The sequence below is a fragment of the Methylobacterium sp. J-030 genome (assembly GCF_022829545.1).
In the GTDB taxonomy this organism is placed as follows: domain Bacteria; phylum Pseudomonadota; class Alphaproteobacteria; order Rhizobiales; family Beijerinckiaceae; genus Methylobacterium.
The window spans coordinates 32,435-47,813 of sequence record NZ_JAKSYM010000249.1 but is presented as its reverse complement, the minus strand read 5'-3'; the positions used below and the strand labels follow the sequence as shown (position 1 = coordinate 47,813).

15 protein-coding genes are annotated in these 15,379 nt (G+C 70.9%); 12 read left to right on the top strand and 3 right to left on the bottom strand.

Features of this window, described 5'->3' with window-relative positions:
• Positions 1-104: 104 nt before the first annotated feature.
• The 3 genes from MKK75_RS18165 to MKK75_RS18155 all read right to left on the bottom strand — a co-directional run bounded on the left by MKK75_RS18165 (position 105) and on the right by MKK75_RS18155 (position 2,114).
• Positions 105-770, bottom strand: coding sequence for an HAD family hydrolase (locus MKK75_RS18165; RefSeq protein ID WP_244043931.1), 666 nt, complete (start codon positions 768-770; stop codon positions 105-107).
• A 145-nt stretch (positions 771-915) separates the two neighbouring features.
• A complete protein-coding gene (locus tag MKK75_RS18160) occupies positions 916-1,302 on the bottom strand; it encodes a DUF2934 domain-containing protein (protein WP_244043930.1) in 387 nt (128 codons plus the stop codon).
• Positions 1,303-1,640: 338 nt separating this feature from the next.
• Positions 1,641-2,114: an atp-dependent helicase gene (locus MKK75_RS18155; protein ID WP_244043929.1), complete on the bottom strand. Its 474-nt coding sequence runs from the start codon at positions 2,112-2,114 to the stop codon at positions 1,641-1,643.
• A 175-nt stretch (positions 2,115-2,289) separates the two neighbouring features.
• Here MKK75_RS18155 and MKK75_RS18150 point away from each other — a divergent pair, with 175 nt between their 5' ends.
• The 12 genes from MKK75_RS18150 (at position 2,290) to MKK75_RS18095 (ending at position 15,363) form a co-directional block, all read left to right on the top strand.
• Positions 2,290-2,856, top strand: coding sequence for a NifU family protein (locus tag MKK75_RS18150; protein WP_244043928.1), 567 nt, complete (start codon positions 2,290-2,292; stop codon positions 2,854-2,856).
• Between the two features lie 271 nt (positions 2,857-3,127).
• Entirely contained in the window at positions 3,128-3,808 is a 681-nt protein-coding gene (gene tsaB / locus MKK75_RS18145; RefSeq protein WP_244043927.1) for a tRNA (adenosine(37)-N6)-threonylcarbamoyltransferase complex dimerization subunit type 1 TsaB, read from the top strand.
• On the top strand, positions 3,805-4,320 hold the full coding sequence (locus MKK75_RS18140; protein WP_244043926.1) for a GNAT family N-acetyltransferase: 516 nt from the start codon (positions 3,805-3,807) through the stop codon (positions 4,318-4,320). Before tsaB ends, MKK75_RS18140 begins: the two co-directional genes overlap by 4 nt.
• Before the next feature lie 4 nt (positions 4,321-4,324).
• Positions 4,325-5,194, top strand: coding sequence for a lysophospholipid acyltransferase family protein (locus tag MKK75_RS18135; RefSeq protein WP_244043925.1), 870 nt, complete (start codon positions 4,325-4,327; stop codon positions 5,192-5,194).
• A gap of 733 nt (positions 5,195-5,927) precedes the next feature.
• Entirely contained in the window at positions 5,928-7,664 is a 1,737-nt protein-coding gene (locus MKK75_RS18130; RefSeq protein ID WP_244043924.1) for an L-lactate permease, read from the top strand.
• 152 nt (positions 7,665-7,816) lie between these two features.
• Positions 7,817-9,154 carry a tRNA (N6-isopentenyl adenosine(37)-C2)-methylthiotransferase MiaB gene (gene miaB, locus MKK75_RS18125; protein ID WP_244043923.1) on the top strand — a complete coding sequence of 446 codons (1,338 nt, stop codon included), beginning with the start codon at positions 7,817-7,819 and terminating at the stop codon, positions 9,152-9,154.
• Positions 9,155-9,176: 22 nt separating this feature from the next.
• On the top strand, positions 9,177-10,280 hold the full coding sequence (locus MKK75_RS18120; RefSeq protein WP_409567586.1) for a PhoH family protein: 1,104 nt from the start codon (positions 9,177-9,179) through the stop codon (positions 10,278-10,280).
• 2 nt (positions 10,281-10,282) lie between these two features.
• The gene (gene ybeY / locus MKK75_RS18115) at positions 10,283-10,765 is read left to right on the top strand and encodes an rRNA maturation RNase YbeY (protein WP_244043922.1); all 483 of its coding nucleotides are present in this window, start codon (positions 10,283-10,285) and stop codon (positions 10,763-10,765) included.
• A 36-nt stretch (positions 10,766-10,801) separates the two neighbouring features.
• Positions 10,802-11,938 carry a hemolysin family protein gene (locus tag MKK75_RS18110; protein ID WP_244043921.1) on the top strand — a complete coding sequence of 379 codons (1,137 nt, stop codon included), beginning with the start codon at positions 10,802-10,804 and terminating at the stop codon, positions 11,936-11,938.
• A 67-nt stretch (positions 11,939-12,005) separates the two neighbouring features.
• Positions 12,006-13,625, top strand: a complete 1,620-nt coding sequence (gene lnt, locus MKK75_RS18105) for an apolipoprotein N-acyltransferase (protein ID WP_244044005.1) — start codon at positions 12,006-12,008, stop codon at positions 13,623-13,625.
• Positions 13,622-14,866, top strand: coding sequence for an MFS transporter (locus tag MKK75_RS18100; protein WP_244043920.1), 1,245 nt, complete (start codon positions 13,622-13,624; stop codon positions 14,864-14,866). Before lnt ends, MKK75_RS18100 begins: the two co-directional genes overlap by 4 nt.
• A 206-nt stretch (positions 14,867-15,072) precedes the next feature.
• Positions 15,073-15,363: a BA14K family protein gene (locus MKK75_RS18095; protein ID WP_244043919.1), complete on the top strand. Its 291-nt coding sequence runs from the start codon at positions 15,073-15,075 to the stop codon at positions 15,361-15,363.
• Positions 15,364-15,379: the final 16 nt, after the last annotated feature.

The window sequence follows — 15,379 nt, the reverse complement described above, 5'->3', positions numbered from 1 at the left end:
TTTTACGTAGCCGGCATCGCGTTGCGTCACTGCGCTGCAACAGCATGGTTGAAACATGGGGATATCGGCCGACGTATCGTCGAATCAGCTTGCCCAGCCGCCCCTCAGCGCTGTGCCAGGGGCGAATGCGCGAAACCGTCGAGCAGATCCTGAGGGTCCCGGAAGATCGCGATGCAGCCCGCGGCGGAGAGGTCGACCTCCGGGAAGCCGCCGCAGAGCAGGCCGATGGTCGGCAGGCCGGCCTTTTTCGCGGCTTCCGCGTCGTAGGGTGTGTCGCCGATCACATGGATCGTATCGGACGGCCCTCCGGCGAGCTTCCTCAGAGCAGCCTCGAAGATGTCGGGATGCGGCTTCGACCGTTCCGCATCGTCCGAACTGGTCGCGACGTCGACGAGGTCGCCGATCTTCAGGATGTCCGTGTAGCGCTCCACCTCGGACCGCTTGCCCGAGGAGGCCAATGCGATCGTCAGGCCATCCGCGCGGAGCCGCTCGAACAGAACTCGCACGCCTGGAAACGGCCGGACTTCGGGCAGGTACTTCGTCTTGAACAGGTCGGACCGGAACGCCTCGATGGTGTCGCCCTCCCGCTCGATCCGTTCCCGCGACAGGAAGACCGGCATCAGCTCGTCGCCGCCCTTGCCGATCTGGCTGCGGACCCGCCCTTCGTCGGTCTCGACACCGAAATGCGCGAAGGCTTCGACCCAGGCGCGGGCATGCAGATCGACGCTGTCGAGCAGGGTTCCGTCGATGTCGAAGATTACGGCGCGCATGCCACCCTCGTCGCGGCGCAGGGCGGGCCGCTTCAGCGCAGTCAACCGGGGCGTGAAGCGCCTGTTCCATGGGCGCTCAGCCGCAACGGCAGAAGCCCGCCCCCGGGAAGGGACGGGCTTCTGAAATGGGTTCGGTCCGGGTGCGTTAGTGCATCGCGGCCGGGGTGCGGGCGGGCTTCGCCTTGGCGGCGAGCCCGGCGGTGACCGCAGCCTTGGACGACCGGACGGGCTTCGGAGCCGCCGGCTTCGCCGCGGCCTTGACGGGCGCGGGCTTCGGGGCCGCCGGTTTGGCGGCGGCGGCGGCGGCGGCGGCTTTCGCGGCCTTGGGCGCCGCAGCCTTCGCCGGCGCAATCTTGGCCGGCGCAGCCTTCGGGGCCGAAACCGCCTCGGTCACGGTCGCCGCCGGCGCCGCATCGGCGCGCAGCACGGCTTCCGCACGCAGCCAATGCGTTGCGGCCTGACCGTGACAACGGCCCTCGTTCTCCCAGATGAAGTAGGCGCACTCGCGCACATCGTGCTCACTGATCTGCATGCCGTAGACCTCCTGCTGTCCGTCCCGCGACTTACGATGGGAGGGGGTGGTTAAGGCACGGTTAACCCTGCGCGCCGGTGCGTTTCCCGCTTGTGCCACGCTCCGCGGCCATGCGGCGGCACCGGGATTGCCTCGCGCTCGTGAGCCGTTTCGACTGCAGACACGCACTTCCGCGTCGGTCAGGCGGATCGAGTCTTGGTTTCGAAAGGTCGAGACTTTTCGTGGGTATAGGGCGAAGCCCTGGTGCAAATCTCTGAGCGGAACATCCCAGGGCTCTGCCCCGAGCACCCGCCAAAGGGTTGGCCCTTCGGAATCCCGTATCCAGGACCGATGAGCTGCTAATCGGCGCGTCCCAGAACCCGCCGCGCTTCGGCGAGCAACACCCTGTGGCGCTCCGCCTCGGGACCCGTCTCCGGCGTCTCCCGGCCGGCCTGGACGATGAGCGCCTGGAAACGGCGTCGGTCCAGCCCCCAGAAGCGAAGACTCTTCAGGATGGCACCGAGCACGATCCGTACCGCATCAGCGCGCACCTCGGCACGCGCGATCGATTCGGTATGGGCCGTAGCGCCCGGCATCGTGCTGTCTGCGTCCGATGGGCTGTCGACAGGAGCGCGCGCCGCCGGGTTCGGGCAGGGACGGGCCATATCGCGTTCTGCCGCGGCGCTTCGCGCCGCCTGCCACGCTTGATCGTGCTGGTGCGTGCGCAGGGCGAGCAGAACCTTGAGCGAGGCGATCTCGGCCCGGGCTCCTTCGAGCTCCGCCTGGGTCTCGCGCAGATCCTGCGCGAGCGTCTCTTCCCCGGTCACGGTCACCGCTGGCTCCTCTCATCGCTGAACGCGCCCGTCCTCAACCGGGTCGGGCCGAATGTCCACTCTCGCGGCCGGCCGTGCAGGTTGAGAAAATCCCGTTGCCGGTCCACATGAACAGAAGCGCCTCGGGGCGCATGTCCCGGCCGGCCTTGAACCGGCGCAGCGGAGTGATTCCACCATGTTCATCCAGACCGAAGCCACGCCGAACCCGGCGACTCTGAAGTTCCTCCCCGGACGCGTGGTCCTCGCCGAATCCACCTTCGAGGCGAAGGACGCCGAAGCCGCCGCCCGCTCACCCCTGGCCTCGGCGCTCTTCGCCGTTCCCGGAGTGTCCGGTGTGTTTTTCGGTCACGACTTCATCTCGGTCACCAAGGCCGATGACGAGTCCGACTGGGCTCAGGTGAAGCCCGCCGTGCTCGGCGCCATCATGGAGCATTTCCAGTCCGGCGCACCCGTGATGGCCGAGGGGGGGCATGACACGATCGAGGCCGGCGACGAGTTCTACGACGAGGCTGATCACGACACGGTCGTCACCATCAAGGATCTGCTCGAGACGCGCGTACGCCCGGCCGTGGCCGGAGACGGTGGCGACATCACCTTCCGCGGCTACAAGGAAGGTGTGGTCTACCTGGAGATGAAGGGCGCCTGCTCGGGCTGCCCGTCCTCGACCGCGACCCTGCGGCATGGGGTGCAGAACCTGTTCCGGCATTTCCTTCCGGAAGTACGCGAGGTTCAGGCGGTCTGACGCCTCGCCATCGCGCTCAACCACCGGCGGAACGTCCGAACCGGGGCCGGCTCTCCGCATCGCGCGGGTGCCACGGAGAGTCGGTGACGCCGCACCGTTTCCCGGCGGGACTCCGACCGGGGCAAGCCGGCAACACTTCGCCGCCGATGGGGACGGCCGGCCGTCCCGGCGCTGACGGGACGGCGGTTTTGCTCTATCGTTTCCGACCGTTCGCGTCCTTCGAGGACGCAGGGAGGCGACGGCCGGTGCGAACCGGCATGCGGGAGTGGGCGTGCGTATCCTGGCCATCGACACAGCGCTGGACACCTGCGCCGCCTGCGTCATGGCGGAGGGTGACGAGACGCCGCTCTCCGCCGAATCGCTGCCGATGGCGCGCGGGCATGCCGAGTCGCTGCTGCCGCTGATCGAGCGGGTCATGGCCCGCGTGGAGGGCGGCTTCGAGGCGATCGACCGGATCGGGGTCACGGTGGGGCCGGGCAGCTACACGGGCTTGCGCGTCGGCCTGTCGGCCGCCCGGGCGATCGGGCTCGCGACGGGCAAGCCGGTGGTCGGCGTCGGCACCCTGTCGGCGCTGCTGGCGCATCTGTTGGCGGACACGGTCGAGGGCTCGCTCGCCGCGGCGATCGATGCCCGGCACGGCGCGCTGTACGTCCAGGCCCTCAGCCCGGGCGGTGACGGCATCGCGTCGGCCCACCTGCCCGTGTCGGCGGTGGCCGATCGCCTGTCCCGGGCCGGCCCCGTGCTGCTCGCCGGCTCCGGATCGCCCACCCTGGCGGCTGCCCTGGCCGAGCGCGGAGTCGGCGCCCATGTCATCCGGGTCACGGGGCCGGACATCGCCTCCGTGGCCGCCCTCGGCCTGCTGGCCGATCCCGAACAGGCCCTGCCGCGGCCGCTCTACCTGCGCGGGCCCGACGCACGGCCCCAGGACCATGCGCGGATCGCCCGGCAATGACGCGGCCCATCTCCTTCTGGCCCTTCGACTGGTGGTCGGCGTGGTGGGACGCCCTGAGCCCCGAGCCCTACGTGGCACCCCTCGCCGACGCGTCCGAGGCTCCGACGCTGGCCCGGCTGCACGCCACGGCCTTCGCGCGGCCCTGGGAGGTCCACGAGTTCGAGCGCCTGCTCTGCGAGCGCTCGACGCAGGCACATGCCCTGTGGCGGGCGGGCACGCTCCACGGCTTCGTGCTCTCGCGCCGCGCCGCCGACGAGGCCGAGATCCTCACTGTGGTGCTGTCGCCGGCTTTGCGCGGGGGCGGGCACAGCCGCAAGCTCCTGCGCGAGCACCTGTCGAGCCTCGCGTTCAGCGGGATTGCCCGGGTCCATCTGGAGGTCGACGAGGGCAATGCTCCGGCCCTGCGCCTCTACGCCCGCAACGGCTTCCGGCAGGTCGGCGCCCGCACCGGCTACTACCTCAAGGCCGACGGCAGCCGGGCGACCGCGCTGACGATGAGCGCCGACCTCTGATCCCGTGAGCCGCTTCGGCCTCGCCTGCCGCGTCGCGGCCCTGGTCCTCGCCTTCCTGGTGCTGGCACCGCCCCACTGGATGGCATTGCGCCTGCTCGGCCGCCGGGCAACCCTGGCGCCGCTCCTGTTCCACCGGGTGTTCCTGTGGCTGTTCGGGGTGCGGGTGACACAGAGCGGCACGCCCCCCGCCCCGGGCGAGGCGGCCCTGATGCTCGCCAACCACGTCTCGTGGCTTGACATCATCACGATCGGCTCGCTGCGGCCGCTCTCCTTCGTGGCGAAATCCGAGATCGCCGGCTGGCCGGTGATCGGCGCCCTCGCAGGGCTGCAGCGGACCATCTACATCGACCGGCAGCGCCGGGGGGCGACAGCGACGGTGAGCGCCGCGATGGGGCATCGCCTCGCCGAGGGCGAACTCGTCGTGCTGTTCGCCGAGGGCACGACCGGCGACGGCACCCGGCTCCTGCCGTTCCGTTCCTCGCTGGTCGGCGCCGCCCGGGCCGCGCTGCAGGCCGAGTCGGGCCGCGGCCGCGTGCGTCTGCAACCGCTCGCCATCACGTATCCCCGGCGCAACGGGTTGCCGGTGACACGTTCCGAGCGGGCCGAGATCGCGTGGTACGGCGACATGGAACTGGCGCCCCACCTCGCCGCCTTCGTGCAGGGCGGTCCGATCGACGCCCACGTGGTCTGGGGCGCGCCGATCGCCTTCGAGGCGACGACCGATCGGAAGGCCGCCACGGCGGCCGCCGAGGCCGAGGTCCGCGCCGCGCTGCGGGGCCTCACCGCGGGAGGCGGAATCGGCGCGACTGCGGCGGGTGTGCGGCCGGCATCGACCGATCTCGGCCTGCGCGAACCGGAGGTCGCGGCGGTCTGACCGGCGCGCCGTTCGGTGCCGACCACACGGCGCGCTTCGGGGCCTGCTCCTCGTCGAGATAGCACGCCTTAACCCGCGACCCGTCGGTCGTGATGTCGATCGCCCGGTTATGCCCGCCGCAACCGTGGGCCTCGCAACGGGATATGATTACGTAGTCTCCGATGCGGGAGATGCTTGGATCGTGCGCGGGCCGCTCGCGCCCCAGCATCCACGCCAGTGCGATCGGGTCCGCAACCGCCGCGCGATCCCTTCGAGAAAGAGCAGGTGATGCAGGATGGCGACGCCACTGATCACGTCCGAGCCCCGCTTGCCGGCATAAGCGTTGGAGCGATTCGATTCGGGAGCACGACGCCGACTGCCAGTCAGTTGGGTCGTATTGATCGACGCCAATCGTAATGTCGGTGTTCGACTCCTCAGGATCTTTCCCCCATCAAACCACATCGCCTTTTGAACGGACCGTAGGCGTCGGGCCGCTTCGCCATTGATCCGATCCAAGGACGAAAACTACGGATCGCAGCAGAAGTCGATCACGGTCGGGTTCGAGCTCACTTCGGGCGTCAGGTCATTTCCGCGCCGCGCGGATCTCGTCGCACGTGCGGCCGAATCCATCTTCGACCGCATTCAGATCCGTCGCCATTGCCTTGGAATACATGATGCAACGCATTGAGCGTCCTGAACCTGTCTGCTAGCTAGGCCACAACCCGTAACAGGCGGGATTTGTGGAGGACGCCCGGTGCAAACCTGGAATCAGGTTTACGATCCGTTCGGGAGCGCTTGGCTCTCGACGCTCGCCGCCTCAGTGCCGGTCATCGCACTGCTCGCCATGATCGCCAGCGGGCGCGTGAAAGCCCATCTCGCGGCTGTCATCGCCCTCGGCCTCGCCCTGCTGGTCGCCATCGTGGGCTTCGGCATGCCGACCGGCCTCGCCGGCCGCGCTGCGATCCTCGGGATGGTCACGGGCTTCTTCCCGATCGGCTGGATCATCCTCAACGTCATCTTCCTCTACCGTCTGACGGTGGAGAAGGGCTGGTTCGCGATCCTCCAGCAATCGGTGGCCGGCATTACCGCCGACCGGCGGTTGCAATTGCTCCTGGTCGCCTTCGCGTTCGGCGCGTTCTTCGAGGGCGCGGGCGGCTTCGGCACCCCGGTCGCCGTCACGGGCGCGATCCTGATCGGCCTCGGCTTCTCGCCGCTCGCCGCCTCCGGCCTGTCGCTGATCGCCAACACCGCCCCGGTGGCCTTCGGAGCGCTCGGCGCGCCGATCCAGGGTCTCGCTTCGGTCACCGGCTACGCGCCCGAGGTCCTCGGCGCGATGATCGGCCGGCAGCTGCCCCTGTTCTCGCTGATCGTGCCGTTCTGGCTGATCTGGGTGTTCGCGGGCTTCCGCGGCATGATCCGGGTGTGGCCCCCGATCCTGGTCTGCGGCGCCTCCTTCGCGGTGGCGCAGTTCCTGATCTCCAATTACGTGAACCCCTGGATCGTCGATATCGGCGCCTCGCTGGCCTCGATGCTCGCCCTCGTGCTGTTCCTGAAGGTCTGGCATCCGCGCGAGATCTGGACGTCGCCGGCCCTGCGCGGGCACGACCCGTCGCTCGCCGTGGCCGGCCCGCGCCCGGTGGCGCTGGGCGCCGGCGTCCCGGGCTCGCCCCCGGTCCATATCGGGGCTCGCACGGCCTCGCAGGGCGAGATCCTGATGGCCTGGATGCCGTGGATCATCCTCTCGATCATCGTGGCCATCTGGGGCACCGGCTGGTTCAAGGGTATCGTCAACCCGATCTTCACCTGGAAGTATGAGGTGCCGGGCCTGCACAACCTGATCATGAAGGTGCCGCCGGTGGTGCCGAAGCCCGCCCCGGAGGGCGCGGTCTTCCTGTTCACCTACATGTCGTTCACCGGCACCGGCGTGCTGATCGCCGCCATCATCTCCGGCCTGATCATGCGCTTCTCGCCGGTGCGCCTCGTCACCGCCTACTTCGAGACGATCTGGGCGCTGCGCTACTCGCTGATCACGATCTCGGCGATGCTCGCGCTCGGCGTCCTCACCCGCTACGCGGGCGTCGACGCCACGCTGGGCCTCGCCTTCGCGGGGACCGGGATCCTCTACCCGTTCTTCGGGACGCTGCTCGGCTGGCTCGGCGTGGCGCTCACCGGGTCGGACACGGCCTCGAACGTGCTGTTCGGCGGCCTCCAGCGGATCACCTCCGAGCAGCTCGGCTTGCCCGGTGTGCTCATGGCGGCGGCGAACTCGTCGGGCGGCGTCATGGGCAAGATGATCGACGCCCAGTCGATCGTCGTCGCCTCCACGGCCACCGGCTATTTCGGCCAGGAGGGCAAGATCCTGCGCTTCGTGTTCTGGCACTCGATCGCGCTGGCCTGCCTCGTCGGCTGCTTCGTGATGCTGCAGGCCTACGTGCCGTTCTTCCAGCACATGGTCATCGACCTGCCCGCGGCGGCGCCAGCCGCCCACTGAGGCCCGCGCCTCCGCAACCATGGACCGGCCGCCCTCGGGCGGCCGGTCGCGTTTCAGGCGCCGCGACGGCCCGCGCGATCCGTGCTACAGGCCGCAGGCCGGGCCCCGCAGGGCCGGCGCAAGGATCAAGCGGACGGTTCGGGACGGGCGCGTTGAAGAAGGCCTACGTCAAATCCTACGGGTGCCAGATGAACGCCTACGACGCGGCCCGCATGGCCGACGTCCTGGGCGCCGAGGGCTACGCGCCGACCGATTCGGTCGCGGATGCGGACGTCGTCGTCCTCAACACCTGCCACATCCGCGAGAAGGCGGCCGAGAAGGTCTATTCCGAGCTTGGCCGCCTGCGCGTGCTCAAGACTGAGCGCAGGGCGCGGGGGCTCGACACCCGCATCGTCGTGGCCGGCTGCGTCGCCCAGGCCGAGGGCGCCGAGATCCAGGCGCGCCAGCCCGCCGTCGACGTGGTGGTGGGCCCGCAGAGCTACCACCGGCTACCCGACCTCCTGGCCCGATCCCGCGAGCGCCGGGTGGTCGACACCGAATTCCCGGTCGAGGACAAGTTCGACCATCTGCCCCGGCGGCGCACCCTCGGGCCTGCGGCCTTCCTCACGGTGCAGGAAGGCTGCGACAAGTTCTGCGCCTTCTGCGTGGTGCCCTACACCCGCGGCGCCGAGGTCTCGCGGTCGGTGCTGGCTGTGCTGGCCGAGGCGGAGAAGCTCGCCCAGGGCGGCGTCCGCGAGGTCACGCTCATCGGCCAGAACGTCAACGCGTATCACGGCGCGGGGGCGGACGGCGCGCCGGTCGGCCTCGCCGATCTGGTGCGGGCGGTATCGAAAATCCCCGGGATCGCGCGGATCCGCTACACGACCAGCCACCCGAACGATTTCGACGACGCGCTGATCCGGGCGCATGCCGAGGTGCCGGCCCTGATGCCCTACCTGCACCTGCCGGTGCAGTCGGGCTCGGACCGGATCCTCGCCGCCATGAACCGCAAGCACACCGGCGATCAATACCGGCGCCTGATCGACCGGGTACGCGCGGTCCGTCCGGACATCGCCCTGTCGTCTGATTTCATCGTCGGCTTCCCGGGCGAGGCCGACGCCGACTTCGCCGACACCCTGCGGCTGGTGCGCGATGTCGGCTTCGAGAGCGCCTTCTCGTTCAAGTACAGCCCCCGCCCCGGCACGCCGGCGGCCGACCGGGGCGATCAGGTGCCGGAACCCGTGATGGCGGCGCGGCTCGCCGAGCTGCAGACGCTGCTCGACGGCCAGCGCCATGCCTATCAGCGGGCGGCCCAGGGCCGGGTGTTCGACGTGCTGGTGGAGAAGCCCGGGCGGCATCCGGGCCAGGTCGCGGGCAAGACGCCGCACCTGCTCGCCGTGCAGTTCGACGCCGCGCCCCACCATATCGGGACGGTGGTTCCGGTGCGGATCACCGAGGCGGGCACCAACAGCCTGTTCGGTGAGCTCGTATCGGAGGCTGCGGCGGCGTGAGAGGTAACACGAGGATGGCGGCTTGAGCGCGTCGGACGGGGCGGGCGCGCGCGGCGCGCTGAAGGGGCGCGGACCGGTGCGGCCGGCCGGGCAGGACGAGGCGGTCGAGGTGCCGCTGACCTTCGACGACAACCGCCTCGCGAGCCTCGTCTTCGGGCAATACGACCAGAACGTCGCCCATATCGAGCGGCGGCTTGACGTCACCGCGACGGCGCTCGGCAACCACCTCGTCATCAAGGGGTCGCCCGACGCCGCCGAGAAGGCGCGGCGGGTCTTCCAGAAGCTCTACGCGCGGGTGCGGACGGGCGGCAGCACGCTGACGCTCGGCGACGTCGACGGCGCGATCCGCGAGGCCACCGCGCAGGCGATCCTGTTCCCGGCCGAGACGATCGCGGCCGAGGCCGACAAGCCGCATTTCGAGCAGATCGCCACCCGCAAGCGCGGGGCCGTGCGGGCGCGCAACCCCGCGCAGGACGCCTACATCAAGCTGCTGCGCACCAACGAGCTGGTCTTCGCCGAGGGGCCGGCCGGGACCGGCAAGACCTGGCTCGCCGTCGGCCACGCGGTCTCGTTGCTGGAGCAGGGCCACGCCGAGCGGCTGATCCTGTCGCGTCCCGCGGTCGAGGCCGGCGAGCGGCTGGGCTTCCTGCCGGGCGACATGCGCGAGAAGGTCGATCCCTACCTGCGCCCGATCTACGACGCCCTCTACGACTTCATGGAGGCGCGCCACGTCGACCGCGGCCTGCAGACCGGCACGATCGAGATCGCCCCGCTCGCTTTCATGCGCGGGCGGACCCTGACCAACGCCGTGGTGCTGCTCGACGAGGCGCAGAACACGACCTCCATGCAGATGAAGATGTTCCTCACGCGGCTTGGCGAGGGCTCGCGCATGATCATCACGGGCGATCCGAGCCAGATCGACCTGCCGCCGGGCCAGAAGTCGGGCCTCGTGGAGGCGGTCGGCGTGCTGGAGGGCGTCGAGGGGATCGGGCACGTGCGCTTCAAGGACGTCGATGTGGTCCGCCACGACCTCGTGCGCCGGATCGTCACCGCCTACGAATCCGCCGCCCACGGTGCGAGCGAGGCCGACCGCAACCCGAACCCCCGGCGGCGCCCGCTGGTGTGATCATGACCGACAATGAAATCGACCTCGCCGTCGAGGACGAACGCTGGGAGACCGCGATCCCCGGCCTCGAAGCCCTCGTCATCCGCGCGGTGGGGGCGGGGCTCGCATGCGCCGCTGAGAAGCCGGACGGTCCAGTGGAAGTCAGCATCCTCCTGACCGACGATGCCGCCGTTCAGGAGCTGAACAGGACGTGGCGCGGCAAGGACAAGCCCACCAACGTCCTGTCGTTCCCGGCCGCCCCGCAGCCGCGCCATGCGCAGGTCGCGACGCCGCTCGGCGACGTGGTCCTTGCGTACGAGACCCTGGTGCGCGAGAGTGCGGAGCAGTCGAAGCCGCTCCAGAATCACCTCGCCCACCTCCTCGTCCATGGCACCCTGCATTGTCTCGGTCAGGACCACGAGATCGGCGAGGCCGAGGCCGAGGCCATGGAATCCCTCGAAGTCGCGGCCCTCGCGACCCTCGGCATCCCGGATCCCTATGCCTGAGCGCGCGACGTCCGAGCGACCCCAGACCCGAGAGACATGAGCAACGATCGAAGTCGCGGCGCGGCCCTGGCCGCGCCCAGTTCCACCGAGGGCGAGTCCCAGAATCGGGAGCCCTGGTACGATCGCCTGCTTCAGGCGCTTCACCTCAAGCCGCGCGATTCGCTGCGCGAGGGGCTTGAGGAGGCGCTGGCGGAGCCGGATGCCGGTGAGAGCGGGCTCAGCCCGCTCGAGCGCGTGATGCTCAAGAACGTGCTGGGCCTGCACAAGGTGCGGGTCGACGACGTGATGGTCCCCCGGGCCGACATCGTCGCCGTCTCGAACGAGACGAACCTCGGCGACCTGCTCAAGCTGTTCCGTACCGCGGGCCATTCCCGCCTGCCGGTCTACGGCGAGACCCTCGACGATCCCCGCGGCATGGTCCACATCCGCGACCTCGTCGACCACATCGCCGCCAAGGCCGAGCCGACCCGGCGCAGCGTTCCGGCGGCCAAGGCCACTGAACCGTCCGGCGACGGAACGCCCGACGCGGCGGCCGCGCCGCGCGTCCGCCGCCCGGCACCGCGGCTTCCGCGCAGCCTCGACCTCGGCAAGGTCGATCTGAGCACGACCCTGGCGGCGGCCCGCATCCAGCGGCCCGTCCTGTTCGTGCCCCCCTCCATGCCGGCGATCGACCTGCTGGTGCGGATGCAGGCCACGCGCACCCACATGGCGCTGGTCATCGACGAATACGGCGGCACCGACGGGCTGATCTCCATCGAGGATCTGATCGAGGTGGTGGTCGGCGACATCGAGGACGAGCATGACGTCGCGGAGGCCAGTTATGTCCAGCGCGTCGATGGCGAGGGCGAGGTCTTCGTGGCCGACGCGCGCACGCCGCTCGCCGAGGTGTCGGAGGCGACCGGCGTCGATCTGGCCGCGGCGGTCGGCGAGATGGCCGAGGAGATCGACACGCTCGGCGGCATGATCGTGACGCTGGCCGGCCGCGTCCCCTCACGGGGCGAACTGATTGCCGGCCCGGGGAATCTGGAGTTCGAGGTGCTCGACGCGGATCCCCGCCGCCTGAAGCGGCTGCGCTTCCATAAGGGCGCGGCGCGGATCGGCGCCGTCGTGCCCCTCGCCCTGCCCCCGCCCTCCAATGCCAATCCGCCGGCCGCCGAGACGCCGCACCTGTGACGGTTCCGGCGTGACGCGCGTGGCGGAGGGTTTTTTCGCCCGGGCTCCCGCGGCGCCGGGCGCGCCGATGCGCGAGCCGGCGCCGCGATTCGTCCTGGCGATCGCCCGCCTGACCGGATGGCGCCGCCTCGGGCTGGCGTGGCTCGCGGGCGCGCTGGGCGCGCTGGCGATGCCGCCCTACGGCATGCTGCCGGCCCTGGTGGGCTCCCTGACCGTCGCAGTGTGGTTGATGGACGGGGCGGCTGCGGACCGCCCTGCCCTGCGGCGGGTCTGGCCCTGTTTTCTGATCGGCTGGGCCTGGGGTTTCGGCTATCTCACCGCCGGCCTGTGGTGGCTGGGGCAGGCCTTCCTGGTGGAGGCCGACGAGTTCCTCTGGGCGCTTCCGCTCGGCGTCGTCGGCTTGCCCTTCGGGCTCGGCCTGTTCTACGGCGCGGGTTTTGGCGCTGCAGGTCTGCTGTGGCGCGGCGGGCCAGCGCGGATCGCGGCGCTCGCCTTCGGGGTCGGGGCAGCCGAATGGCTGCGCGGCCACCTGTTCACGGGCTTCCCGTGGAACACCCTCGGCATGGCCCTCGCCCAGAATCTGTGGCTGATGCAATGGTCCGCCGAGATCGGCCTCTACGGCCTCGCCGTGCTGGCGATCCTGATCTGCGCGGCGCCCGCGACGCTCGCCACCGGCTCGCATCCGCGCAGCCGCTTCGGCCCCAGCGTGGCCGCCGCGTTCCTGCTCGCCGGTCTCGCCCTGTTCGGCGCCGAACGCCTGGGGCCGCCGGATCCGGTGGTGGCGGGCGTTCGCCTGCGCCTCGTCCAGCCGAACCTGCCGCAGGACGCCAAGTTCCGCCCCGAGAACCGCGCCGACATCGTCGATCGGTACCTCGAACTCAGCCAGCGCCCGGTCGCGGCCGGCGCGCCTGAACCGACCCACATCGTGTGGCCGGAATCCGCCTTTCCGTTCCTGATCCAGCGCGATCCCGACGCTTTGGCCAAGGTCGCGGCCGCCCTCAAGCCCGGCCAGCACCTCGTGACCGGCGCGGCCCGGGCCGAGGAGCCGCTGCCGGGCGAGCGGCTGCGCTACTTCAACGCGATCCTGGTGATCGAGCCCGACGGAAAAATCTCCGACAGCTACGACAAGGTCCACCTCGTCCCGTTCGGCGAGTACCTGCCCGCACCCCTCGATGCCGCCCTGCGGGCGCTCGGCCTGCGTCAGTTCGTGGCGATTCCCGGCGGCTTCACCCCGGGCGCGCGCGCCGCGCAAAGGATCCTGGCCGTGCCCGGCCTGCCGCCGGCGGCGGCGACGATTTGCTACGAGGCGATCTTTCCCGGTGCGATCCTGCCGGCCGGTCATGCCGCATCCGCGGCCCATCCCCCGGGGCTGATCCTGAACGTCACCAACGACGCATGGTTCGGCGATACGCCGGGCCCGCGCCAGCACCTTGCGCAGGCGCGCCTGCGCGCCGTCGAGGAGGGTCTGCCCCTGGTCCGCGACGCCAATACCGGGATCTCCGCGGTGATCGACCCGCACGGCCGCATCGTCGCCGAGACGCCGCTCGACAAGGAGACCTGGCTCGATGCCGACCTGCCGGCGCGCATCGTCGGCGGCACCCTGTACGGCCGGTTCGGCGACGCGGCCTTCGCGGCGATGCTCGCCGCCTGCCTTGTCGGAGCTCTGGCCGCGGGGCGGCAAGCATGAGCGCGGAACCCGCTCGAGCGCGCCGGATCCTCCTCGCCCTCGCGCTGATGCTGGTCGCGTTCAACCTGCGGCCGGCTCTCAGCACGGTCGGCCCCCTGCTGGCGATCATCCGGGACGGCACCGGCCTCGGTGCGGGCGGGGCCGCGATCCTCACCACCCTGCCGGTCCTGTGCCTCGGCATCGCCTGTGCGCTGGCGGCCCCGCTGATCCGGCGGATCGGGGCCGATCTCGCGGTGCTGGCGGGCACCGCCATCCTGGCGGCCGGGCTGGCGCTGCGCGGTCTCGGCGGCCTGGTCCCGCTCTTTGCCGGGACGGCGCTCGCCGCCATCGGCATCGGCCTCGACAACGTGCTGCTGCCCGCCCTGGTGAAGCGCGATTTCGCCGGCAGCAGCGGCCTGATGACCGGGCTCTACACCATGACGCTCTGCCTCGGCGCCGCGGCCGGGGCGGGTGCGGCGGTGCCGGTCGAGCATACCCTCGGCGGCGGCTGGCCCTCGGCTCTGGCGATCTGGGCGCTGCCGGCGCTGGTCGCCGGCCTGTTCTGGATCCCGTTCGCCCGGCGGCCGAGCGCGCGGGTCGCGCCCTCGGCCGGGCGGCTGTTGCGCAACCCCCTCGCGTGGTGGGTGACGGGCTTCATGGGCCTGCAATCCGCCCTCGCCTACATCCTGTTCGGCTGGCTGCCTCTGCTGCTGCAGGGGCGCGGGCTGTCCCCGCTGGATGCCGGCCTGTTCGCCTCGCTGACGACGCTGATCCAGGCCCCCGGGGCTTTGATCACCGCCACGCTGGCCGCCCGCGCCCGCGATCAGCGAGGCTGGATCGTCGCGATCCCGGGCTTGACCGCAATCGCCTTCCTGGTCGTCGCCTTCGGGGCGGCCTCCCTGCGCATCCCGGCTGCCTGCGCGCTGGGTTTCGGGATCGGCGGCTGCTTCGGCCTCGGGCTGACCCTGATCGTGTTGCGCGCGGCGGATGCGGCGAGCGCGGCGGGTCTGTCGGCCATGGCGCAGGGCATCGGCTATTCGGGGGCCTGCCTCGGCCCGCTGGTCTTCGGGCTCGCCCACGAGGCGACGGGGGGGTGGGGTGTCCCGGGCGTCCTGTTCGTCGGGATCGCCGCCGCGGCGATCCTGATCGGCCTCGCGGCGGGCCGCGACCGCAAGGTCAGCGCGGCGGAGCCGGAGCCCCGCGGGCCGGCCTCTCAGCCATTGGGCGCGCTCCAGCCGTCCAGCCCGGCCAGCGGCTCCTGATCGTAGCCCAGCATCAGGTCGTCCATGGCCGCGGCGTCCGAGAGGCGGCCCGCCGCGGCGAATTCCGCCAGCCCCTCGAAGAACCCCTCGCGGGCGAGCGCCGGCGCGAATCTCAGGGTGAAGCGGACCGGCCGCTCGGACCCGTCCGGCCCGGCATCGCGCCCGGCGGCTTTGGCTGGCCCGGCTTCGTCGGCCCGCGGCCCTACGTGTATCGCACCTGGCGGCGGCGCGACTTTGACTACCGTTACGGAGTCGGCGGGTTCGGGCTGGGCTTGGGCCTCGGCGGATTGTTCGGCAGCTACGGTGATCCCTGGTACGACGGTGACGCCGTCTACACGCCACCGGTTTACGGGGCCCCGGTCGCGGTGCCGGTCGAGACAGAGGTGGCGACGGACGATCCCGCCGCGATCGCGGACTGCGCGCGGCGGTTCAAGACTTACGACCCCAGGACACGGACCTATATCGGCAAGGGCCACATCCGTCGCCGCTGCCCGTGAGGGGGCAGCATGGCGG